General features: G+C 41.1%; 17 protein-coding genes and 2 tRNA genes. 8 read left to right on the forward strand and 11 right to left on the reverse strand.

The genetic code is table 11. From position 1 onward, the window contains the following. Nucleotides 1-41: 41 nt before the first annotated feature. Both galE and FK004_RS01435 read right to left on the reverse strand, forming a co-directional pair. A complete protein-coding gene (gene galE, locus FK004_RS01430) occupies nucleotides 42-1,064 on the reverse strand; it encodes a UDP-glucose 4-epimerase GalE (RefSeq protein WP_108735639.1) in 1,023 nt (340 codons plus the stop codon). Between the two features lie 53 nt (nucleotides 1,065-1,117). After that, a complete protein-coding gene (locus tag FK004_RS01435; RefSeq protein WP_108735640.1) occupies nucleotides 1,118-2,248 on the reverse strand; it encodes a DegT/DnrJ/EryC1/StrS family aminotransferase in 1,131 nt (376 codons plus the stop codon). 100 nt (nucleotides 2,249-2,348) lie between these two features. Here FK004_RS01435 and FK004_RS01440 point away from each other — a divergent pair, with 100 nt between their 5' ends. The 4 genes from FK004_RS01440 (at nucleotide 2,349) to FK004_RS01455 (ending at nucleotide 6,800) form a co-directional block, all read left to right on the forward strand. Further along, nucleotides 2,349-3,590, forward strand: a complete 1,242-nt coding sequence (locus FK004_RS01440) for a 3-deoxy-D-manno-octulosonic acid transferase (RefSeq protein ID WP_108735641.1) — start codon at nucleotides 2,349-2,351, stop codon at nucleotides 3,588-3,590. Between the two features lie 12 nt (nucleotides 3,591-3,602). Next, nucleotides 3,603-4,046, forward strand: coding sequence for a GNAT family N-acetyltransferase (locus tag FK004_RS01445; protein WP_227871654.1), 444 nt, complete (start codon nucleotides 3,603-3,605; stop codon nucleotides 4,044-4,046). Between the two features lie 162 nt (nucleotides 4,047-4,208). Then, nucleotides 4,209-6,341 carry a S46 family peptidase gene (locus FK004_RS01450; RefSeq protein WP_108735642.1) on the forward strand — a complete coding sequence of 711 codons (2,133 nt, stop codon included), beginning with the start codon at nucleotides 4,209-4,211 and terminating at the stop codon, nucleotides 6,339-6,341. A gap of 249 nt (nucleotides 6,342-6,590) precedes the next feature. Next, complete coding sequence (locus FK004_RS01455; protein WP_108735643.1) at nucleotides 6,591-6,800, forward strand: hypothetical protein; 210 nt, start codon at nucleotides 6,591-6,593, stop codon at nucleotides 6,798-6,800. A 188-nt stretch (nucleotides 6,801-6,988) separates the two neighbouring features. Here the strand turns inward: FK004_RS01455 and FK004_RS01460 are convergent, their stop codons facing one another. The 5 genes from FK004_RS01460 to FK004_RS01480 all read right to left on the reverse strand — a co-directional run bounded on the left by FK004_RS01460 (nucleotide 6,989) and on the right by FK004_RS01480 (nucleotide 11,306). Then, complete coding sequence (locus FK004_RS01460) at nucleotides 6,989-7,333, reverse strand: YegP family protein (protein ID WP_108735644.1); 345 nt, start codon at nucleotides 7,331-7,333, stop codon at nucleotides 6,989-6,991. A 63-nt stretch (nucleotides 7,334-7,396) separates the two neighbouring features. Then, nucleotides 7,397-7,482 (reverse strand) — tRNA-Leu (locus tag FK004_RS01465). A gap of 3 nt (nucleotides 7,483-7,485) precedes the next feature. Continuing rightward, nucleotides 7,486-7,561: transfer RNA gene (locus FK004_RS01470), tRNA-Gly, on the reverse strand. Nucleotides 7,562-7,711: 150 nt separating this feature from the next. Further along, nucleotides 7,712-10,279 carry a DNA mismatch repair protein MutS gene (gene mutS, locus FK004_RS01475; RefSeq protein ID WP_108738714.1) on the reverse strand — a complete coding sequence of 856 codons (2,568 nt, stop codon included), beginning with the start codon at nucleotides 10,277-10,279 and terminating at the stop codon, nucleotides 7,712-7,714. Between the two features lie 199 nt (nucleotides 10,280-10,478). Then, nucleotides 10,479-11,306 (reverse strand): tetratricopeptide repeat protein, encoded by an 828-nt coding sequence (locus FK004_RS01480; protein WP_227871655.1) that lies wholly within the window; start codon nucleotides 11,304-11,306, stop codon nucleotides 10,479-10,481. A 165-nt stretch (nucleotides 11,307-11,471) separates the two neighbouring features. On the opposite strand from FK004_RS01480, the gene FK004_RS01485 reads away from it, so the two are divergent. Continuing rightward, a complete protein-coding gene (locus FK004_RS01485; protein WP_108735646.1) occupies nucleotides 11,472-12,011 on the forward strand; it encodes an RNA methyltransferase in 540 nt (179 codons plus the stop codon). Nucleotides 12,012-12,023: 12 nt separating this feature from the next. Here the strand turns inward: FK004_RS01485 and folK are convergent, their stop codons facing one another. Then, nucleotides 12,024-13,154 carry a 2-amino-4-hydroxy-6-hydroxymethyldihydropteridine diphosphokinase gene (gene folK, locus FK004_RS01490; protein ID WP_108735647.1) on the reverse strand — a complete coding sequence of 377 codons (1,131 nt, stop codon included), beginning with the start codon at nucleotides 13,152-13,154 and terminating at the stop codon, nucleotides 12,024-12,026. Nucleotides 13,155-13,317: 163 nt separating this feature from the next. Here folK and sppA point away from each other — a divergent pair, with 163 nt between their 5' ends. Continuing rightward, nucleotides 13,318-15,075, forward strand: a complete 1,758-nt coding sequence (gene sppA / locus FK004_RS01495) for a signal peptide peptidase SppA (RefSeq protein WP_108738715.1) — start codon at nucleotides 13,318-13,320, stop codon at nucleotides 15,073-15,075. A gap of 147 nt (nucleotides 15,076-15,222) precedes the next feature. Then, nucleotides 15,223-17,847 (forward strand): AsmA family protein, encoded by a 2,625-nt coding sequence (locus tag FK004_RS01500; protein WP_108735648.1) that lies wholly within the window; start codon nucleotides 15,223-15,225, stop codon nucleotides 17,845-17,847. A gap of 409 nt (nucleotides 17,848-18,256) precedes the next feature. On the opposite strand, the gene FK004_RS01505 is transcribed toward FK004_RS01500, so the two are convergent. Beyond that, a complete protein-coding gene (locus FK004_RS01505; RefSeq protein ID WP_108735649.1) occupies nucleotides 18,257-19,051 on the reverse strand; it encodes a DUF2797 domain-containing protein in 795 nt (264 codons plus the stop codon). 41 nt (nucleotides 19,052-19,092) lie between these two features. Between FK004_RS01505 and FK004_RS01510 the strand changes: the two genes are divergently transcribed. After that, entirely contained in the window at nucleotides 19,093-20,622 is a 1,530-nt protein-coding gene (locus FK004_RS01510) for a GH3 auxin-responsive promoter family protein (RefSeq protein WP_108735650.1), read from the forward strand. A gap of 57 nt (nucleotides 20,623-20,679) precedes the next feature. On the opposite strand, the gene clpX is transcribed toward FK004_RS01510, so the two are convergent. Together clpX and clpP are read right to left on the reverse strand one after the other, a co-directional pair. Beyond that, nucleotides 20,680-21,912, reverse strand: coding sequence for an ATP-dependent Clp protease ATP-binding subunit ClpX (gene clpX, locus FK004_RS01515; RefSeq protein WP_108735651.1), 1,233 nt, complete (start codon nucleotides 21,910-21,912; stop codon nucleotides 20,680-20,682). Nucleotides 21,913-21,978: 66 nt separating this feature from the next. Continuing rightward, on the reverse strand, nucleotides 21,979-22,659 hold the full coding sequence (clpP, locus tag FK004_RS01520) for an ATP-dependent Clp endopeptidase proteolytic subunit ClpP (protein WP_108735652.1): 681 nt from the start codon (nucleotides 22,657-22,659) through the stop codon (nucleotides 21,979-21,981). Nucleotides 22,660-22,769 lie beyond the last annotated feature (110 nt).

The following is a 22,769-nucleotide window of genomic DNA, read 5'->3' on the forward strand; positions in this document are numbered from 1 at the left end:
TAAAACAAAAAAATCCCCGTAAATAATTTACGGGGATTTTTTTATACTGTCACTTGTCTGATTTTCTGTTCCCATTTCCAGGCATCGTCCATAGCATCCTGTAATGAATATAACGCCTGCCATCCTAAAACCGTATTGGCTTTTTCGGTATCCGCAAAGGCCTCGATAACATCACCATCCCTTCGTTCAGTCAATCTATAAGGTAATTTTTGACCGCTGGCTTTTTCAAATGCATGAATGACCTCCAATACAGTACTTCCCGTTCCGGTACCAATATTAAACGTTTCTACTTTTTCTGTATTATTCCCATCAATAAGACGCTGTAATGCTACAACATGAGCCTTCGCTAAATCCATTACATGAATGTAATCCCGGACACAGGTACCATCAGAAGTAGGATAATCCGATCCGAAAACAGCAAGCTCTTTCCGCAATCCCATTCCGGTCTGGGTGATAAAAGGCACCAGGTTTTGGGGAACCCCATTAGGCAACTCACCGATATAGGCAGAAGGATGCGCACCAATCGGATTAAAGTAACGCAATAATATTGAATTGATATTGGAAACATTAGCAATATCCATAATAATTTCCTCTCCAATTTGTTTGGTATTCCCATAAGGGGAAGAGGCTGGCTGTATCGGTGCGTTTTCTGTAATAGGCATTGACGCAGCTTGTCCGTATACGGTACAAGAAGAACTGAAAATAAAATTCATCCGTTCTTTTTTCTGCAAATGCTGTAACAGATAGATTAATGTAGTCAGGTTGTTTTCATAGTACAATAAAGGATCTTTTACGCTTTCCCCTACCGCTTTGGAAGCAGCAAAGTGAATTACTCCTCCAATATCAGTATATCTTTGAAAAAAATCCGCAACAACAGCTTTCTCTCTTAGGTCAACATTTTCAAATACCGGTTCTTTCCCTGTAATGGCGGCAATACCTTTTAGTACTTCTTCTGAAGCATTGGAAAGATTGTCTATTATTACAACTTCGAAGCCTTCATTCTGAAGTTCCACAACGGTATGTGACCCTATAAATCCTAAACCACCTGTTACAACTATTTTCATATTATACTAATCTACTGATTCTTAATTAAAAACATTTTACACTATCGATACGCCTATTTTAAAAAATCCAAAATAGCATCCGTAATAAACTTGATTTGCTCCTCATCCAGTTCCGTATGCATCGGTAAAGAAAGTACTTCTTTTACCAATTGGTTGGTCACTGGGAAATCGGATTCTTTATAACGTTCATCGCGATAGGCTTTCTGGCTGTGTAAAGGAATTGGGTAATAGATTGCACATGGAATGCCTTTATCCAGTAAATGTTGCATTAATCCATTGCGATCAGCGTCCACAATCCTGAGGGTATACTGATGGAAGACATGGCTGTCTTTATCTCCAGCAATAAAAGGAGTGATAATATTTTTATGTCCGGCCAGTGCAGCGGAATATTGTGCAGCAGCAGCCTGGCGTGCATCATTATAAGTATCCAGAAGTGGTAATTTTGCGTTCAGGACAGCTGCCTGAATACTATCCAAACGGGAATTGACCCCAACAACATCATGGTGGTACCGTTCATACATCCCATGATTTACAACCCCTCTTAAAGTATGTGCCAATTCATCATCATTCGTAAAAATAGCCCCACCGTCCCCATAACAACCTAAATTCTTAGAAGGAAAGAAAGAAGTAGAAGCAACATGACCAATTACCCCAGCTTTCGTTTTAGTACCATCGGCCCATTTGTAATTGGCTCCAATAGCCTGTGCATTGTCTTCAATCACATATAGGTTATGCGCCTCCGCCAATTGCATGATTGCTTCCATATTAGCCGCCTGTCCAAAGAGGTGTACCGGCACTATCGCTTTTGTTTTGGGCGTAATGGCTTTTTCTATTGCAGCTATGGAGATATTAAAAGTATCTTCTTCTACATCTACCAATACCGGAGTCAATTGCAGCAGTGCAATCACTTCCACCGTCGCAGCAAAAGTAAAATCGGCCGTAATTACTTCATCGCCTGGCTTTAAGTTGAGTCCCATCATGGCAATTTGCAACGCATCAGTACCATTAGCACATGGGATTACATGCTTGGCATCGAGGTATTGCTCCAGGGAAGCCTGGAATTTATGAACCTCAGGCCCATTAATATAAGCATTCGTATCCAATACATTTTGGATGGAATGATTAACCGTTTCTTTTATATTTTCGTATTGCCCTTTCAGGTCAACCATTTGTATTTTTTTCATCTAAATAAAAATTTAAAACAGGCAAAATTACTAATAAATTGGTCCACGACCAATGAAATTCCTACAAACTAACGTATTTTAGCCATTCAAAATATATGTTATGCTTTATGTCTATAATCTACTGGTAATCACAGCTGGTTTTCTATTGAAAATCGTTGCTTTTTTCAGTCCAAAAATAAAACTTTTCGTAGACGGCCGAAAAACTGTTTTCAGGGCGTTAGCCCATAGAATAAAGCCTTCCGACAAAACGATATGGTTTCATGCTGCTTCGCTTGGCGAATACGAACAGGGCCTTCCTGTAATGGAAAAAATGAAAAAGAAATTCCCCGACCACAAAATCATACTTACTTTTTTCTCACCCTCAGGATATGAAGTGCGTAAAAATGCAGCCATTGCCGATGTGGTGGTTTACCTTCCCCTGGACACCCACAGCAATGCCAAACAATTCCTGAAACTGGCACATCCCGAAATGGCTTTTTTTATCAAATATGAATACTGGCCCAACTACCTCAATGAACTCAAAAAATCAGGTATTCCCACTTACCTTATTTCCGGTATTTTCAGGAAAACGCAATCCTTTTTCAAGTGGTATGGTGGATTTTACAGAAATGCCCTAAAAGCCTTTAATTATTTCTTTGTACAAAACGAATCATCGAAGTTATTATTGCAAAAAATTGGTTATCAAAACGTAAAAATAAGTGGCGATACGCGTTTCGATCGCGTCTCCGGGATTTTAAAACGGGACAACACTTTGAATTTTATTGCGAAATTCAAAGGCAGTAAGCCTGTAATTGTCGTAGGGAGTTCCTGGCCTAAGGATGAATTATTGCTGAGCACTTATATCAATTCCGCTACTTCAGCTGTAAAATTCATCATCGCCCCGCACAATATCAAGCCAGAACAATTACACGAACTCAATAAAAGTATCCGAAAAAAAGTGGTTTTCTTTTCTGAAATGAAAAATAAAAACCTGGCTGATTTTGATGTTTTCGTCATCGATACTGTAGGGATACTGACTAAGATTTATGCGTATGCAGATATTGCCTATGTGGGAGGGGGATTCGGAAACCCGGGTATCCATAATATTCTGGAACCAGCCGCATTTGGCATTCCAATTGTAATTGGCCCCAACTACAGCCATTTTGCCGAGGCAGAAGCCTTAGTACACATGGGTGGGTGTACCAGTATCAACACCCAAAAAGAACTGAACGAAGCCTTCGATCTATTGCTTCAAAATGAAGACGTACGTTATGAAAAAGGACACATCTGCAGCACATTTGTACAGATGAATCAAAATGCCACCGCTATCATTATAAATCACATTTGCCCGGAAAACGATTAATCTCTCCTTACTATGATCACATTCCAACCTTTAGAAAGCGCCGATATTGAAACAATTGTTCCGATGATGCAGGATTTTTATGCCATTGACAATTACCCTATTGACGTTGCCATTTCCAAGGCCCTGTTCCTGGAGTTTTTAGAAAATGAACACCTCGGTAGAGCATGGCTTATTTATTTCGATAACGAAGTGGTCGGGTATATCATCCTGACTTTTATATTCAGTTTTGAATACAAAGGCACAATTGCTTTTCTGGATGAATTATATCTTTCTGAAAAAGCCCGTGGAAAAGGCATCGGAAAAGCGGCCGTTGATTTTATACAGTCGGAAGCCCGAAACCTTTCCCTAAAAATCATTTACCTTGAAGTCGAGGGACACAACCAGAATGCACAACAACTTTACTTATCCAAAGACTTCACGGTACACAACAGAAAGCTGATGAAATTCATTCTCTGATACAACTTCTACCTGCCCGAATGAAATGATTTGAATTCTTACAGTATTAAATTTCTTCGGGCCGGAACACCACCAATACCGCAATTTTTTTAATCGAAAATTGTATCTTGCCAACGATTTCGCAATCGCGCGTAATTTTTTATTAAACTTAAATTGACTGATATGAAATTTTTAAAACTGCTTGTACTATTGTTTGCCCTGCCAATGGCCGCACAACAAGGTGGCATGTGGATCCCTTCTTTGCTAAAAGGGATGAACGAAAAAGAAATGAAGAGTTTGGGCATGAAAATGTCAGCTTCCGATATTTACGATGTAAATAAATCGAGCCTCAAAGATGCTGTACCACAATTTAATGGCGGTTGTACTTCTGAGGTTATTTCTTCAAAAGGGCTTTTGCTTACCAACCACCATTGTGGATTCGGCGAAATTCAATCCCACTCCACAGTAGAACACGACTACCTGACCAATGGATTCTGGGCGATGAACCAGGCAGAAGAATTGCCAAACCCGGGATTGGAAGTGACCTTCATTGTAAAAATTGAAGATGTGTCTGCCAAAGTTTTGGACGGTACTACTTCTTTAACTTCAGAAGCAGAAAAACAAAAGAAAATTGCCAGCAATATCGCTTCCCTGACCAATACACTTCCAAAAGAAGCATGGCAGGAAAACAGGATCCGTACTTTTTATGAAGGCAACCAGTATATTCTTTTCGTAATCGAAAGTTATAAGGATGTACGTTTGGTAGGAGCACCACCTTCCTCTATTGGTAAATTCGGATCGGATACCGACAACTGGGTATGGCCAAGACATACCGGAGATTTTTCATTATTCCGCATCTATGCCGATAAAAACAACAGGCCTGCAGAATATTCTAAGGACAATGTACCCTACACCCCGAAACATTTCTTCCCGGTTTCCCTGAAAGGAATTGAAGAGGATGACTTTACCTTGGTATTTGGATATCCTGGAAGAACCACAGAATACCTTCCTTCTATTGCTGTCGAACAAATTGTAAACAGCCTGAACCCAGCCAAAATTGAAGTACGCGATCGCGCATTAAAAGTAGCGGATGGTTTTATGCGAAAAGACAACGCTATCAAAATTCAATACGCTTCTAAATATGCCAGCATTGCCAACTATTGGAAAAAATGGATTGGTGAAACTCAGGGATTAAAAAAATCGAATGCGATTGAAGTAAAGCAAAAATTTGAAAAGAACTTCCTCGATCAGGTTCAGAAAGCACATAAAGAAGAGGAATACGGACAACTATTCGAAGACTTCCAAAAAAACTATACTGAAATAGCGCCTTATGCATTAAGCAGAGATTATTTTATGGAAGTAGTACTGAGAAATACCGAATTATTAAGCATTGGCTACAAACTGTTCCAACTGGAACAGGTATACAACAGCAAAGGCGAACAATCGTTCACAGACCGTAAAAACAATACGCTGGAAAACCTGAAAGAAACGTATAAGGATTTCAATAAAAATGTAGACGAGAAAGTTTTTGAACAGTTAATAGAACTGTACGCAACAAAATCTCCACAACAATTCCTTCCGGAACAAATCCTGAAAAAGGACTATAAGAAAATGACCGCGGAGATCTACAGCCAATCTGACCTTACAAGCTACAAAGGCATGGAAAGCCTGTTAACCGGAAATCCAAAAGCGGTAATTGCAAAATTAAACAAAGACAAAGGTTACCAATTAGTAAAAGTATTGGCAGAAGCCTACCTTAAAAATGTAAATCCGAAATACGACGAAATCAATTTAAAGATTTCTGCGCTGCAACGCACTTACATGAAAGGCATCTTAGAACTTAGCCCTAAAGACGCACGCATCTTCCCGGACGCCAACAGTACACTACGTGTTACTTACGGAAAAGTAAAAGGATATGAGCCTGCTGACGCAGTATCTTATGGCTACGGTACGTATTTGGATGGCGTCATGGAAAAGTATATCCCGGGCGACTATGAATTCGATGTACCACAAAAATTAATTGACCTCTACAATACCAAAGATTACGGCCCTTATGACATGAAAGGAAAAATGCCGGTTTGCTTCATAGGCACTAACCACACTACAGGAGGAAATTCCGGTAGCCCTGCTATTGATGCCAAAGGAAATCTTATCGGCCTTAATTTTGACCGCGTATGGGAAGGTACTATGAGCGATATCTACTATGACCCTGCTATTTGCAGAAATATTATGGTTGACATCCGTTATGTATTGTTCATTATAGACAAATATGCCGGTGCGAAACATTTGGTGGACGAAATGAAGATTGTCAAATAACAAAAAAATAAAGAAAATTTCTGTTTTTATGCTGCTCAAAGCCTAAAATTTGTAAGGAAAACATAATTACAAAGCAATTTAGAGCCTAACAGATTTTTTTACGGTGATGAAAAACGCTGTAAAGCCTTGATTTACAAAGGATTTTTGGTCGAAAAAAAATATTTAAAAAAAACATTAGATTTTTTTAAACATATCAAAAATTGTATATCTTTGCCTCGAATTAATAATTAACCTTTATAATTTAGTAAGATGAAAAAAGTTGTATTAAGCTTAGCACTTGTTGCTACTATGGCATTCGTTTCTTGTAAAGATGCTGCTACTGAGCCTGCAGTTGAAGAAACTACAGTTGAAACTCCAGCTGAAGAAGTAGCACCAGTTGCTGCTGACACTACAGTTGTTACAGAAACTACTACTACTACTGAGACTCCAGCTGCTACACCAGCTGCACCAGCTCACTAATATTTAGTAAGTAAGTACACTAAGCCACGCATTGCGTGGCTTTTTTATTTATATCACTTTTTTCAAAAGGCCTAAAATCGGTATTTCCCAAATCAATACCACAAAAAAAATCAACCTTTCCAGGATATAAAATCCAGAAAGATTGACACTATAATAAAGCTGCATTAAATCAGCACCACATCTTTTTCTTAATCTAAAAAGATCGCATCGGAAGAAAAATCCAGGAGTTCCGCCACTGACGCACTTCGCACCACCTCATCTATTCCTTTTTGCACCCGCAATGCCGTAGTATATTTCCTGCTGATCGCCAGCACTTCGTTTTCAAAAACCAATTTAAAAAAGAACTTCCCACTTGGCGTCTTAAACTTCAGGTAACCGATGTTTTCTGCATTGATTTTAACGACCCCTACGCCCTTTTCACACGCTTCCTTATCCTCGTAGCTCGGACTAAGAAAAATCGTCTTACCGCGTCTGGAAGTGAATTCAAATTTATATTTTCCGTTATCTCTTTTGCTGATCACAAATGCACCCATAAAATTCTGCTGTAGTTTTGAAAAGTATTAAAAACAAAAAAGCCCGTAAATTACGGGCTTTTGTACTCAGAGCGGGACTTGAACCCGCACGAACATTACTGTTCACTGGATTTTAAGTCCAGCGTGTCTACCAATTTCACCATCCGAGCGAATGGAGCGAAAAACGGGATTCGAACCCGCGACCTCGACCTTGGCAAGGTCGCGCTCTACCAACTGAGCTATTTTCGCATATTTTCTTCTAAAGAACGTCGCAGTACTGCTGTATTGCGGATGCAAATGTAGCACTTTTATTTACTTCTGCAAACGTTTTTTAGAAAAAAATCCAATAAAAAACCTAACCTTCTGATAACGTTAGTTTTAATTTTTAGATTATTCCAGTTATTTTTTAACCAGCATCCTTTTGATCTCGTTCAGCTTCATCAGTGCTTCTACCGGAGTTAGCGTATTGATGTCCAAACCGAGTATTTCCTCCTTGATTTCTTCCAGTAACGGATCGTCTAAATTAAAAATATTAAGCTGCATCTCATCTTTCGCCTGCCGGATTCCGTTCAGGGCTTCTCCCGAATGATCCTTCTCTAATTTCTTCAACAGCTTTTGTGCTTTCTGGATTACCGTTTGTGGCATGCCGGCCATTTTAGCCACATGAATACCAAAACTATGCGCACTGCCGCCTTCTACCAGCTTCCGGATAAAAAGCACATTGTCTTTTAATTCTTTGACTGACACATTATAATTCCGGATACGCTCCAGGATGTCCGTCATTTCATTCAGCTCATGGTAATGGGTCGCAAATAAGGTTTTCGGCCGCCCCGGATGCTCATGCAGGTATTCTGCAATCGCCCAAGCAATCGAAATTCCATCATACGTACTCGTTCCCCTGCCAATCTCATCCAGAAGCACCAGACTTCGGTCGGAAAGGTTATTCAGGATGGAAGCTGTTTCATTCATTTCAACCATAAATGTAGATTCTCCCATCGAAATATTATCAGAAGCTCCTACCCTGGTAAAAATCTTATCGATAATTCCCATTCTTGCGCTATCTGCGGGAACAAAACTACCCATCTGGGCCAGGAGCACAATCAGCGCTGTTTGGCGCAGTATAGCCGACTTACCGGACATATTGGGTCCGGTAATCATGATCAGCTGTTGTTTTTCCCGATCCAAGAAAACATCATTCGCAATATATGGCACACCCAATGGAAGTTGTTTTTCAATTACCGGGTGGCGCCCATTTTTAATATCCAGTTCAAAAGTATCATCCAATTCTGGGCATACATAGTTATTTTCAATCGCCAGTTGCGCAAATGATGTTAGGCAATCGAGTTGTGCTACTAAATTCGCATTAATCTGCACGGGCTTAATATACGTCCCAATCCAACTTACCAACTGTTCGAATAACTGCACTTCCAACTGATGGATTTTTTCTTCCGCCCCAAGGATCTTCGCTTCATATTCTTCTAATTCTTCGGTAATATAACGTTCCGCATTCACCAGGGTCTGTTTCCGGATCCATTCCGCCGGAACTTTATCCTTATGGCTGTTTCGCACTTCAATATAATATCCGAAAACATTATTAAAAGAAATTTTCAAAGACGAAATACCAGTACGCTCCGATTCTCTTTTTTCAATCCCATCGAGGTATTCTTTTCCGGTATTCGAAATATCACGCAGTTCGTCGAGCTCTGCATGGATACCCCGCGCAATAGCATTCCCTTTATTTACCGACACCGGAGCCTCGGGGTGCAATGTGGTTTTTATTTTTTCCCGTAAAAGATCACAACTGTGCAGGCTATCCCCAATTGTCTTCACCGCAGCATTGGTACTTTCCAGCGCCAGTGTTTTAATTGGGATAATAGCATCCAGCGAATCTTTCAGGTACATCACCTCTCTTGGACTTACTTTTCCAGCTGCAATTTTAGAGATCAGTCGTTCCAGATCGGAAATTTGCTTGATCTGGTACTGAACCGCCCGCAACACTTCCGTTTCTGTTTTCAGGTAAGTCACCACCTGGTGCCGCCCTTTGATCTTTTCCGCATCTTTCAACGGCAAAGCCAGCCAGCGTTTCAGCAATCGGCCACCCATAGGCGAAAGCGTCCTGTCAATAACATCCAGCAGGGTAACTGCATTCGGATTATAGCTGTGGTACAATTCCAGGTTCCGGATTGTAAAACGGTCCATCCACACATATGCATCTTCTGCAATACGCTGGATATGGGTAATGTGCTGCACCCGGTTGTGTTGTGTTTCGGACAGGTAATACAATACCGCACCGGAAGCAATAATCCCTTCTGGACAATCCTCAATACCAAATCCTTTCAGGGAATTGGTCTGGAAATGCCCCGTTAGGACCTCCAAAGCATAATCTTCTTTGTAAAGCCAGTCCTCCAGGTAGAATACATGGTGGTCCTCGCCAAAAGTAGCTTTGAAATTTGCCTTTTCATTCTTAGGCACCAGTACTTCACTCGGGCTGAAATTCTGCAATAATTTATCAATATATTCCGCATTCCCCTGGGCAGCCAGGAATTCTCCTGTGGAAACATCCAGAAACGAAATACCTATATTTTTTTTACCAAAATAAACAGAAGCCAAAAAGTTATTCGACTTGGACTGCAATACCTCATCATTCATAGAAACCCCAGGCGTTACCAATTCCGTCACGCCGCGCTTCACAATCGTTTTGGTCATTTTTGGATCTTCCAGCTGGTCACAGATCGCCACACGAAGTCCGGCTTTCACCAATTTAGGAAGGTACGTATTCAGCGAATGGTGTGGAAATCCGGCTAAGGCAGTTTCGGTTTCAGAACCTGCGCCTCTTTTTGTCAGGACAATTCCAAGAATTTTGGAAGCCCGAACGGCATCTTCCCCAAAAGTCTCATAAAAATCACCTACCCTAAACAGCAGGCAGGCATCCGGATATTTCCTTTTAATATCGTTGTATTGCTTCATTAACGGGGTTTCCTTTGGAGTTTTCCCCGCTTTCGAAGTAGATTCTTTAGTCAAAATATTATTTTTTAGGCTTTGTTATATACTAACGCGAAGTTACAGAAATTTGTTGAAAAAAGAGTTTGCAAAAAAACAACCGGCCAATGACTCTTATCCTGCCACCAAAAATACAGACACATCCTAAACTTATGTTCTTTGAAACCTATTTCCATCGGATCTGGTATGGATATAATTCATATACGGCATTGTCTTCATTAATCGTATAGCCTTTTTCAGCATTAGCCTTGGCTTTCTCAAACAAAGTTTTCGCTTCTTCGGCCTTTCCCAAACGATGCAGGCAAACCGCCTTATAATAGGCTGCATCTGAAAATTCAGGATATGCTGCCAAAGCCCGATCCAAAATGGTTATGGCTTCTGTCCATTGTTGTTGCTCGTATTTACTAATTCCGTAATAAAACAGATCCAGGTGATGCGCCCAATCAGGTCTCTGCTTTGCTACCCGCTCTGCAATTTCTTTTTCAAATATCGCCTCAGCTTTAGCATATTCATTCAGCTGAAGATAGCTCAATCCAATATAAAAATCATACGTATGATCCATTTCATATTGATTCCCCAAACGGACTTTACAAGCTTCGAAATCGACAATTGCCGCACGATAGGTTTTGGCAAAAACACATTTAATAAAGGCCCGGTAGGGTTGCATCCCATCAGCATCATACTGCACGGCCTTATCGATAAAAACCATTCCGGTTTCATATTTCCGGGCTTTGAAAAGTGGCATTGCTTTTTGCTGCCACAAATAGGCACTCGTACTGTCCTTTTGCAATCCAGCATCCAGACATTCCTGCCATTCGCGGGTATTTAAATTGTATTTGTGGGCACATCCCTCCGCAAACTCAGCGATGATTAGCTGTTGTGCCTCCGCGCGGGAAATATCTTTTTTGGTTCGTTGTGCGTGGCAATTAAAGCAAAACACCAATAACAGAACACCCATACTATTGAGGCTATTTTTCAAATGCAAACTTCTCATACGTGTTTTTATAAAATTAGTCCTAAGCATCATATCTTTAAAAAACTTTACGCACTAAATGTAGAAAAAAATGGCCATAGCCAAGAATAGAGTCTGTCCATTTAATTTACTTTTATTAATCCACAAACATTTTCATTAGCGGTATTGATTTTTTACTTTTGCACTATGAGAAAACTTGCCAATAGCGAATTAGATCGCAAAAACACCGACGAATTTAAGGAAGCAGCCAAAACACCTATTATTATCATCCTCGACGATATCAGGAGCCTTCACAATATTGGTTCGGTATTTCGTACGGCAGATGCATTCCTCATCGAAAAAATATACCTCTGTGGCATTACCGCAACCCCTCCAAATAAGGAGATCCATAAAACAGCTTTAGGGGCTACCGAAACCGTAACCTGGGAACACGAACAAGATGTTTTGACGGTTATTGAGAACCTGAAAAAAGAAGCCGTAACGGTATTAGCCATCGAACAGGTAGAAAACTCCGTTTTCCTGCAGGATTTCAATCCGGTAAAAGGACAGAAGTATGCCCTCGTGTTTGGCAACGAAGTGAAAGGTGTCGCACAGAAAGCCATACAGCTTTGTGACGGGACAATTGAAATTCCACAATTGGGCACCAAACATTCCCTGAACATTTCGGTAAGTGCCGGAATAGTCGTTTGGGATGTCTTCCAGAAAATGCAACAACTGGCCCAATAAAAAGTCTTTTACTTATAATTTACGCTGGATTTCTTCCAGGATCATCAGGTAGTCTTCCTGGTTTTTGACAAAATCCTTATCGGAAACATCAATTACCAGGACATTCAGGTCCGTTTGCGATTTGATGTAATCCAAATACCCCCGATTGATTTTATCCAAATACTCCGCCGTAATATCCTGCTCATAAGCACGGCCGCGAAGTTTGATATTCGATAGCAGGCGTTCAGTATTCTGGTAGAGGTAAATATAAAGATCCGGCTTCTTCATCTCTTTATAAATGATATCAAAAAGCGTTTTGTAGAGGCGATACTCGTCTTCACCCAAAGTCACTTTGGCAAAAATGAGCGATTTAAAAATATGGTAATCAGCTACAATAAAATCCTTGAACAAATCAAATTGTGACAGGTCATTGGACAACTGTTGGTACCGATCGGCCAGGAAAGACATTTCCAGCGGAAAAGCATAACGGTTCTGGTCTTTGTAGAATTTCGGCAGGAATGGATTATCTGCAAAACCTTCCAAAACCATTTTCGCATTAAAATCTTCCGCTATCTTGTGTACCAGCGTGGTTTTCCCCGCACCAATATTCCCTTCAATAGCTATATAGTTCAGCCGGTCGAGGTGAAATCCTGACATGGGTGCCTGCAGCTCCGATACAATAGTACACTGGCTTGTGTCGCCAGTCGACTGAATAAGTTCCTTTACATTTTTATGCAGTACCGGATGGATCCATTGCAATTGCAAGTCCTGGAATGGCAGCAGGACAAAAAGCCGTTCTTGCATTTGCGGATGCGGTACCTGCAATGTTTCCGTTGCGATGACCGTATCATTACAAGCAATGATATCAATATCAATAATCCGGGCCTGGTAGCCTTCGCTTTCCGAACGTACCCGGCCAATTTGTTGCTCTACAGCAAGCAATTCCGCCAATAGCTCTGCTGCCGGTTTATGGGTATGCAGCAACAAAGCACAATTGTAAAACGCATCGCTTTCAAAACCCCACGCAGGCGTTTCATACAACCTTGATACTTTTACTACTGTTCCCGTATGCCTGTTCAGCATGCGGATACAGGCTTCAATATTCTCGAGCCTGTTGCCCTGATTACTCCCTAACGATAAAACGACCTGATTCTGTACACTCATATTAATGGCAAATTAACTAAAAGAATTTTAGAATAGAAGTATATTTGCAATGGCTGTTGATAAATTTTATGGATCGCATCCGGGATTTTGGACGCTTCCAAAAATTCCTTGCGACAACTGTAACATTAATAGCCTTTTGATCACTTATATAAGAAAAGCTACTATGAAATTTTTAGGAAATGTTTTGTCAACCGTTATCGGGATTTTTGTCTTTTTAATGTTGACTTTTTTTGGAATCGTAATACTTGCAGCCGTTTTTGGAGGAAATTCCGAGAAGGTCAGCCTCCAAAGCAACTCCGTTATTGAACTGGATCTGGAAAAAATCACGAATGATTATGCCGGTAAATTCAATTACAAAGATATTGGTTACTACGAAGCGGCACACAACGGCCTCTCCGATGTTATCCTCGCCATCAAAAATGCGAAGACCGACAAAAATATCAAAGGGATATCCATCCTCAACTCCATGTCCTCTTTAGGCATGGCACAAAGCAAAGCCCTCCGCGATGCCCTGGAGGATTTCAAAAAATCAAAGAAATTTATCGTGTCCTATTCCAACGGTTACAGCCAGAAAGAATATTACCTGAATTCCATAGCCGATACCATCTACCTGAATCCGGTAGGCCAACTCGACTTTAAAGGACTTTCTTCCGAAGTGATGTTCTACAAAGACTTCCAGGAAAAAACAGGCCTCAAAATGGAAGTCATCCGTCATGGAAAATATAAAAGTGCGGTAGAGCCTTACCTGGCCAATGAAATGAGTGAAGCCAATCGCGAACAGATCACAGCATTGCTGAATTCTGTATGGAACTCTGTGGTGAAAGACATTTCCATTAGCCGAAAAATTCCAATCGACAGCCTGAATGCTATCGCGGATAACCTGGGTGCCCGGACTCCGGAAATGGCCAAAGCCAAACACCTGATCGACAAAATTGCCTACGAAGACGAATACCATGCCGGAATCCGAAAAGCATTAAATGTTGATGCCAAGGAAGAATACAATAAAATCAGTATTGCAGATTATGCCGAAAAAGTAGCTACCACAGCAAATGTAGGCAGCTCCAAAGATATCATCGCTATTATCTACGCACAGGGAACAATTGTAGGTGGTGAAGGCGACCTTAATATTATCGGCGAAGGTTCGATGCGCAGGGCACTGGAAGAAGCCCGGAACAATGACAAAGTAAAAGCAATCGTATTGCGTATTGATAGCCCGGGTGGTAGCGCCCTGACTTCCGACCTGATCTGGAGGGAAATCGAAATCACCAAAAAAGTAAAACCTGTAGTTGTGTCTATGGGGAACCTTGCAGCTTCAGGAGGCTACTATATTGCCTGTAATGCCAACAAAATTTTCGCAGAAGAAAATACAATTACCGGGTCTATCGGCGTTTTTGGGACATTACCGAATTTCTCGCAACTAACCAATAAAATCGGAATCCATACCCAACAGGTCAGCACCCATAAAAATGCTGCCGGATATAGCGTTTTCTCTCCATTGACCGAAAACTACAGGGCGATAACCCAGGAAGGTGTAGAACACATTTACAATGTTTTTGTAAACCGTGTAGCTGCCGGACGAAAAATGACTTTTGACCAGGTCGATGCTATTGCACAAGGCCGTGTATGGACTGGAGCCGAAGCATTAAAAATTGGACTGGTCGATAAAATTGGCGGTATGGATGAAGCCCTGAAAGAAGCGGCATCATTGGCTAAAATCAAAAAATACAAAACGGAAAACTATCCGGAATATGAAAAAAACATTTCTGATATGTTCGGTAGCCTTCCTTTCATGCAATCCCGTGAAAGCCTGATCAAACAGGAAGTGGGTGATGAGAACTACAGAATCATTGAGCAAATCCGAAGAATGAGTACACAAACAGGTGCTCAGGCAGTTATGCCCTTCGAATTAAATATTAATTAATTGTTATAGCCTTGGGTCTTCCTTTGTTACAATTATATTTGTATCTTCAGCAGGGTCTTCGGGCCTTGCTTTTGTTTTATACAAATCCGTAATTTTAGAATCACCCCGGTTTTAAAATACACCTATAACTACTGAAAAAACAGACTTATGTTAAAGAAAATCCTAAAAGGAATCGGTATTTTTTTACTGGTTGTTATCATCGCTTTAGCCGCTGCCCCTTTTTTGTTCAAGGACAAAATCAAGGCTATGATCGTCAAAACCATCAATGATAATCTCGATGCCAAAGTAGCCTTTGAAGCCGTCGACCTGAGCCTCTTCCGCAACTTCCCGAAAGCCAGTGTCAATATCCAAAAGCTAAGCATCATCAACAAAGCACCTTTTGCAGGCGATACTTTAGTATATATGGGAGAACTGAATCTGAATATGTCGGTAAAAGAATTATTCAAAGGCGAGACCGAACCGATGAACATTGACGCCATAACTTCTAAAAATGCTAAAATCAATATCCTCTTCAATAAGGATGGCCTGGGTAATTTTGACATCGCCCTGAAAAAAGACGATACCAAATCGGGGGATACTTCCGAAAGCAAACCTTTTGCGATGCGTATTAAAAATTACGATATCGAAAACCTACACTTTCGGTATTACGATGCACGTTCCAAAATCAACCTGGTCATTGATAGCCTGAACCATAAGGGAACCGGAGATTTTGCCGCCTCCAAACTGGACCTGATTACCACCTCTACCGCCAAAATATCCCTGGACATGGACAAGATGAATTACATGAAAAATGTAGCCCTTTCTTTAGATGCTGTCCTGGCTATAGACCTGGAAAACAACAAATATACCTTCAAGGAAAACAAAGCCCTGATCAACCAATTGCCGTTGGAGTTCGATGGTTTTATACAACTGCTTGAAACCGGGCAGCAATACGACCTGGCATTTAAAACACCAACTTCTTCTTTCAAAAACTTCCTGGGGCTTGTGCCTGCAGCCTATGCCGGAAACCTGAATACGGTAAAAACAACCGGTGACTTTACCATCAACGGAAAGGTCAACGGTACATTGACCGATACCACTATCCCGAAATTCAATGTAGCCATTGCGTCCAACAATGCTTCTTTCCAATATCCGGACCTTCCAAAATCGGTCAACAATATTGTGATTGACACCAAAATCATCAACGAAACCGGACTGATGAATGACACTTATATCAACCTCGACAAGCTATCCTTCCGTATTGACCAGGATGTTTTCAATGCAAAAGCAAGCATCAGGAATGTAGCCGAAAATGCATTGGTCGATGCCAACCTCAACGGAACGATTAACCTGGCCAATGTCACCAAAGCCTATCCGCTAAAATTAGACACCCCACTTTCCGGGATACTAAAAGCCAATATCGTGACCAAGTTTGATATGAAGTCTGTAGAAACCAGCCAGTACCAAAACATGCAGAACTCCGGAAACCTGACCCTTACCGGTTTCAACTATTCCGGTCCTGAACTGGCAAAACCCATCCAGATCACACAAGCCGCGATTCAGTTCAATCCCAACCAGGTACGCCTGAACCAGTTTGATGCCAAAACCGGACAATCCGACATGGCTATTACCGGGACACTGGACAATTTCTATGGCTTCCTGTTCAAAAAACAAATCCTGAAAGGGAATTTTAACCTGAATGCGAACCAATTGCTGATTGCTGATTTTATGGCTCCTACCCCGGTCCCTGTAGCGACAACCACCAAAGGATCGGAAAAACAGGCCCCAAAAGCCACAACAGCAACCAAAGAAGCCGTTAAGATTCCAGCTTTCCTCGATTGTACCATTACAGCAAAAGCCAACACAGTCGTATACGACAACCTGACGTTAAAAGACGTATCCGGAAAAATGATCATCCGGGATGAAGCTGTGAAACTTGAAAACATCAAAACTTCCATTTTCGGAGGAAAAATAACGGCCGATGGCCTGGTATCCACCAAAAACAAAGTCCCTACATTTACTATGGATTTAGGGCTCAATACCGTCGATATCGCACAATCCTTTACACAACTGGACATGTTGAAATCCATCGCGCCTATTGCCGGGATTATCAACGGGAAACTGAACTCGACGATCAAAGTCAATGGTACACTGGACGCTAAGGAAATGACCCCGGACCTGAAAACGCTCTCCGGAGACCTGATCGGGCAATTGTTATCCACGACTATAAATTCCAGCAATTCGGATGTGCTTACCGCTTTGACCAGTAAAATAAAATTCATCGATCCCAACAAGATCAACCTGAATGACATCAAAACCCACCTGACTTTTCATGATGGTAAAGTCGATGTCAAACCTTTCGATATCAAATACCAGGATATCAAAGTTACCGTTGGCGGGCAACACGGTTTTGACCAGACGATGAACTACAACCTTAAATTTGACGTTCCGGCAAAATACCTGGGAACAGAAGCCAATAAGGTATTATCCTCCTTGAGTGCAGCAGATGCCGGTAAATTGCAGAACATTCCGGTCAATGCTATCGTAACCGGTAATTTCAAAAGCCCGAAAATCACCACTGATATCCAGACTGCAGTGACCAATCTGGCCAACCAGCTCGTAAAACAACAAAAAGACAAGCTGATCAACCAGGGTACTTCAGCTTTAAGCAACCTGCTGAATAACACCAAAAAAGACACCGCAAAAACCACTACCACAACCCCAAAAGAAGATGTTAAAACAAAAGCCGCAGAAGCGATAAAAGGATTATTCGGTAAAAAGAAAAAAGAATAATCTGCTGTTAAAAAGTCAATAGAATAAAAATGGACTGTAACACAAAATGTTACAGGCCAACTTATAGTTACTTCATACGTATACTCCGAAATATGATCCACACCTACAGAAAATAAAAACACACCTATAGCAACTGAATCCACACCTATAGAAGGTTAAAACACACCTATAGCAACTGAATCCACACCTATAGAAGGTTAAAACACGCCTATAGCAATTGAATCCACACCTGTAGAAGATTAAAACACGCCTATAGAAAAGGCTGGCACTATTTTAATAGGCAGGAGCAAAAGGCTGGCGTTTTTGGATTGAGGTAATTCCCGCTACCTTTCCAAATCTCCCGGAAAAGCCGGGAGGATTTTCCCTTGCATCGGGGCTATTGTGAAAAGGTCGTGTGGTGAAATTATGATTAAACTGAAATCGTCACCACATATCCCTCGGCATTACGGACATTAAAGACAGTCCCATCTTCAAATAGCAGGTATTGTCCTTTGATGCCTTTCAGTTTACCTGTAAAAACATTCGTTTTCTCTAAATTCAGGCTAGTCACTTTTTTAGGATATTGCAAAACCGGATAATCAAAAACATAATGATCCTGATGTGCCAAATCAAAGAATTCTTTAACCTCATCCGGAATCAGTTCTTCCAATCGCGCTTTTTCATCCGGAAGGTGGATACACAAAATATCATTGGTCAGCATCTTACGCCAGTTGGTCTTATCGGAAAAATGCTCCTTTAGAGCCACCTCGGTAATCCCCGCCAGATAACGATTGGGCAGTTCCAGCACCGTAATGGCCTCCGAAGCTCCCTGGTCAATCCATCGCGTGGGTACCTGGGTTTTGCGCGTCACCCCTACTTTCACTTCACAGGACAATGCCAGATAGACAATATGCGGTTGCAGCTGTACCCTGGATTCATAGTCCAGGTCACGGTCGGCAATGCCTAAATGTGCCGTACTCAGTTCCGGTCGCATAATCCAGTCTCCCACTGCAGGGCTGCTGTAAAAACAATCATAACAAAACCCCTGACGGAATATTTTTTTCTTCTTATTACAGTTCAGGCACTGATAGCCGGAAAAACTAATCTCAATCGTTTTGTCCAATAGCTGATTCACATTTAAAAAGCTATTTTCAAAAATCATATAATATTGGATCGGGGATCCGAATTCAGTTTGCATTTTTGTGAGTACACCTTCGTATTGCATCGGGAAATTTTCTTATTTTTATAGCCAACAAAGATACTAAAATGGCATTACCTATCATCAATTCGATTGCATCCTGGATTTTAAAAAAACGAATTCATCAAATCGAATTGTTTCAGAAATATCCGAATGAAGTACAGGAAGAACTACTGTTCAGCCTGATACGAATTGCCGAAAACACGGACTTGGGAAAGGAATATGACTTTAGTTCCATTAAAACCTACCAGACTTTCTCAGAACGGCTGCCCATAGCGACCTATGAAGACCTGGAACCGCTGATTGAAAGAACCCGAAAAGGGGAACAAAATGTCATCTGGCCCACATCCATTAAATGGTTTGCCAAATCAAGCGGCACTACCAATGCCAAAAGCAAGTTTATCCCGGTAAGCATGGAAGCCCTTGAAGACTGCCATTACAAGGCTGCAAAAGACCTGCTTTCCCTTTACCTGAACAATAATGAGAACTCCCAACTGTTCACCGGGAAAAGTTTACGCCTTGGCGGCAGCAAACAGCTCTATGAAGACAATAACAGTTTCTTTGGGGACCTGTCTGCCATATTGATCGAAAACATGCCGATATGGGCCGAATTTAGCAGCACGCCCAGCAATAAGGTTTCCCTGATGAGCGATTGGGAGATTAAACTCGGTGCTATTGTACGGGAAACGATACAGGAAAATGTGACCAGCTTTGCCGGAGTCCCTTCCTGGATGATGGTATTACTGAATAAAGCACTCGAAGAAACCGGAAAAGGTGATTTGCTGGAAATATGGCCCAATGCCGAAGTTTACTTTCATGGTGGCGTAAGCTTTAATCCCTACCGCGAGCAATACAAAAAGATTATCCCAAGCAGCAGTTTCAATTATTATGAAATCTATAATGCTTCCGAAGGCTTTTTCGCAATTCAGGATCTTAACAATTCCGACGAATTATTACTGATGCTGGACTATGGTATCTTTTACGAATTCATCCCTATGGATTCCTTTGGCACACCCGAACAAGTGGTTGTGCGTTTATCCGAAGTACAGGTGAACCGCAACTATGCCGTAGTCATCACTACCAATGCCGGGCTTTGGCGTTACCTGATTGGAGATACCGTACGCTTTACCTCTGTCGATCCCTACCGCATTAAGGTCACCGGAAGAACCAAACACCATATCAACGTCTTTGGGGAAGAGCTTATGATCGAAAATACCGATAAAGCCATCGCCAAAGCCTGTAAGGAAACCAATACCGAAGTGCTGGATTATACCGTAGCGCCTATTTTTATGGAAGGCCGGGAAAAAGGGGCTCACGAATGGATGATTGAATTCCGTAAAGTTCCGGAAGACATTGCTATTTTTCACCACGTCCTGGACGAAAACCTAAAAGCCCATAATTCCGATTATGAAGCAAAACGCACCAACAACATGACCTTAAATCCGCCCATCATCAATATTGCCCGAAAAGATTTATTCTATGACTGGCTAAAAAACCAGGGAAAACTCGGAGGTCAGCATAAAATACCAAGGCTTTCCAATGAAAGGCATTACCTGGATCAGCTGAAAGAATTACAGCATTCCACAGAAACTATTTAAACAAAAAAAGAGGCTGTCAAATGACAGCCCCTTTTTTTTATACTACATAAACCTGATTTAAGAAACGGCTTTCAGCCTTTTCAACAGGTTTTTATTAAGATGATCTTCGACATAATTCCTATCGATAAATAACTCTTTATCCTCAGAACTTGGCAGTTCATACATTGCTTCATTCAGGATTGCTTCACATAGCGAACGCAGTCCACGGGCTCCCAGTTTATATTCTAATGCTTTATCTACAATATAGTCTAATGCATCATTGGAAATTGTAAAATCAACATCATCCATGGCAAACAGTTTCTTATACTGCTTGATCAATGCATTTTTAGGTTCCGTAAGTATCGCTCTCAGGGTCTCTTTATCCAAAGGATCCATGTGGGTTAATACCGGTAGACGTCCAATAATTTCAGGAATCAGTCCAAAGTCCTTCACGTCTTTTGGCGTGATGTATTGCAACAGGTTGTCTTTGTCTATGGAATCATTGTTTTTAGAAGAGCTGTATCCTACCGCCTGACGGTTCAGTCGTTTGGAAATAACGCGTTCGATACCATCAAAAGCACCACCGGCTATGAACAGGATATCCTGTGTATTCACCTCAATGAACTTTTGGTCCGGATGCTTGCGCCCTCCCTTAGGTGGTACGTTAACAACAGTTCCCTCAAGCAATTTCAGCAATGCCTGCTGCACTCCTTCTCCGGATACGTCACGTGTGATAGAAGGGTTGTCGCTCTTACGGGCAATTTTATCAATTTCATCAATAAAAACAATTCCTCTTTCTGCCTTTTCGACATCATAATCGGCAACCTGCAGTAATCGTGTCAGTATGCTTTCCACATCTTCTCCTACATAACCTGCTTCAGTAAGCACGGTAGCATCTACGATAGTAAGCGGTACATTCAGCATTTTCGCTATGGTTTTAGCCACAAGCGTTTTACCGGTTCCCGTTTGCCCTACCATCAGGATATTACTTTTTTCAATCTCTACCTCATCATCATGCTTTTGCTGCATCAGACGTTTGTAATGATTGTACACCGCAACAGACAGTACTTTTTTAGTTTGGTCCTGCCCAATTACATACTGATCCAGGAAAGCCCTGATTTCTTTTGGTTTTTTAAGATCAAAATCCAAAGCCAAATCCGCATTACCGGATTGCTTCAGTTCTTCCAGCACAATACCATGCGCCTGCTCGATACAACGATCACAAATGTGGGTATTATTTCCTGCAATCAACAAATTGGTCTCTGGCTTTTTTCTTCCACAAAATGAACACTCTAAAACTTCTTTAGCCATATATTCTTTTTTGACAAAAACACAATCGGAGCTACAGTAATTGCAATGCCCCGATAGTGGTTTCCTTTATTTTTTTTCTCTTCTTAAAACTTCATCAATCATTCCGTATTCTTTTGCTTCATCAGAGATCATCCAGTAATCTCTTTCGCTATCCTTGTGTACTCTTTCAAAAGTTTGTCCGGAATGTTTTGCAATAATTTCGTACAATTCATTTTTCAGTTTCAACATCTCACGCAGGTTAATTTCCATATCGGTAGCTACCCCTTGCGCACCTCCTGAAGGCTGGTGGATCATTACTCTGGAATGTGGTAATGCAGAACGTTTCCCTTCGGCACCTGCGCACAATAATACCGCTCCCATAGAAGCTGCCATACCGGTACAGATTGTCGCTACATCCGGTTTGATATACTGCATGGTATCATAGATTCCCAAACCAGCATATACACTTCCACCCGGGGAGTTAATATAGATCTGAATGTCTTTGGAAGCATCTGTACTTTCCAGGAATAACAATTGCGCCTGAACGATATTAGCAATCTGGTCATCAATACCCGTTCCCAGGAAAATAATCCTGTCCATCATCAATCTGGAAAAAACATCCAGTTGCGAAACATTCATCTGACGTTCTTCCATAATGTAAGGCGTCATCCCCATTGGAGTTACAGCATTGACGATTTTATCATAATAGAGATTGTTTATTCCGTGATGCTTAGTAGCATATTTTTTAAATTCTTTACCGTAATTCATGTTTTTTGGTTTTAAAATTAAAGTGCAAAAGTTAGTCGTTTCAAAGCGATAATCTTATTAAAGATATATTAAAATCATCTTATCTTTTAAACAGAAATGAGCGTCTGTAC

The sequence above is a fragment of the Flavobacterium kingsejongi genome, assembly GCF_003076475.1.
Lineage (GTDB): Bacteria > Bacteroidota > Bacteroidia > Flavobacteriales > Flavobacteriaceae > Flavobacterium > Flavobacterium kingsejongi.

Coding starts and splice junctions, on each gene's coding strand:
- FK004_RS01455 (WP_108735643.1), top strand. CDS start 6,591: ATGAAAAAAGTTGTATTAAGCTTAGCACTTGTTGCTACTATGGCATTC.
- FK004_RS01485 (WP_108735646.1), top strand. CDS start 11,472: ATGAGAAAACTTGCCAATAGCGAATTAGATCGCAAAAACACCGACGAA.
- FK004_RS01480 (WP_227871655.1), bottom strand. CDS start 11,306: ATGAGAAGTTTGCATTTGAAAAATAGCCTCAATAGTATGGGTGTTCTG.
- clpP (WP_108735652.1), bottom strand. CDS start 22,659: ATGAATTACGGTAAAGAATTTAAAAAATATGCTACTAAGCATCACGGA.
- FK004_RS01435 (WP_108735640.1), bottom strand. CDS start 2,248: ATGAAAAAAATACAAATGGTTGACCTGAAAGGGCAATACGAAAATATA.
- FK004_RS01500 (WP_108735648.1), top strand. CDS start 15,223: ATGTTAAAGAAAATCCTAAAAGGAATCGGTATTTTTTTACTGGTTGTT.
- sppA (WP_108738715.1), top strand. CDS start 13,318: ATGAAATTTTTAGGAAATGTTTTGTCAACCGTTATCGGGATTTTTGTC.
- FK004_RS01445 (WP_227871654.1), top strand. CDS start 3,603: ATGATCACATTCCAACCTTTAGAAAGCGCCGATATTGAAACAATTGTT.
- clpX (WP_108735651.1), bottom strand. CDS start 21,912: ATGGCTAAAGAAGTTTTAGAGTGTTCATTTTGTGGAAGAAAAAAGCCA.
- FK004_RS01450 (WP_108735642.1), top strand. CDS start 4,209: ATGAAATTTTTAAAACTGCTTGTACTATTGTTTGCCCTGCCAATGGCC.
- FK004_RS01460 (WP_108735644.1), bottom strand. CDS start 7,333: ATGGGTGCATTTGTGATCAGCAAAAGAGATAACGGAAAATATAAATTT.
- mutS (WP_108738714.1), bottom strand. CDS start 10,279: ATGAAGCAATACAACGATATTAAAAGGAAATATCCGGATGCCTGCCTG.
- folK (WP_108735647.1), bottom strand. CDS start 13,154: ATGAGTGTACAGAATCAGGTCGTTTTATCGTTAGGGAGTAATCAGGGC.
- galE (WP_108735639.1), bottom strand. CDS start 1,064: ATGAAAATAGTTGTAACAGGTGGTTTAGGATTTATAGGGTCACATACC.
- FK004_RS01510 (WP_108735650.1), top strand. CDS start 19,093: ATGGCATTACCTATCATCAATTCGATTGCATCCTGGATTTTAAAAAAA.
- FK004_RS01505 (WP_108735649.1), bottom strand. CDS start 19,051: ATGCAATACGAAGGTGTACTCACAAAAATGCAAACTGAATTCGGATCC.
- FK004_RS01440 (WP_108735641.1), top strand. CDS start 2,349: ATGCTTTATGTCTATAATCTACTGGTAATCACAGCTGGTTTTCTATTG.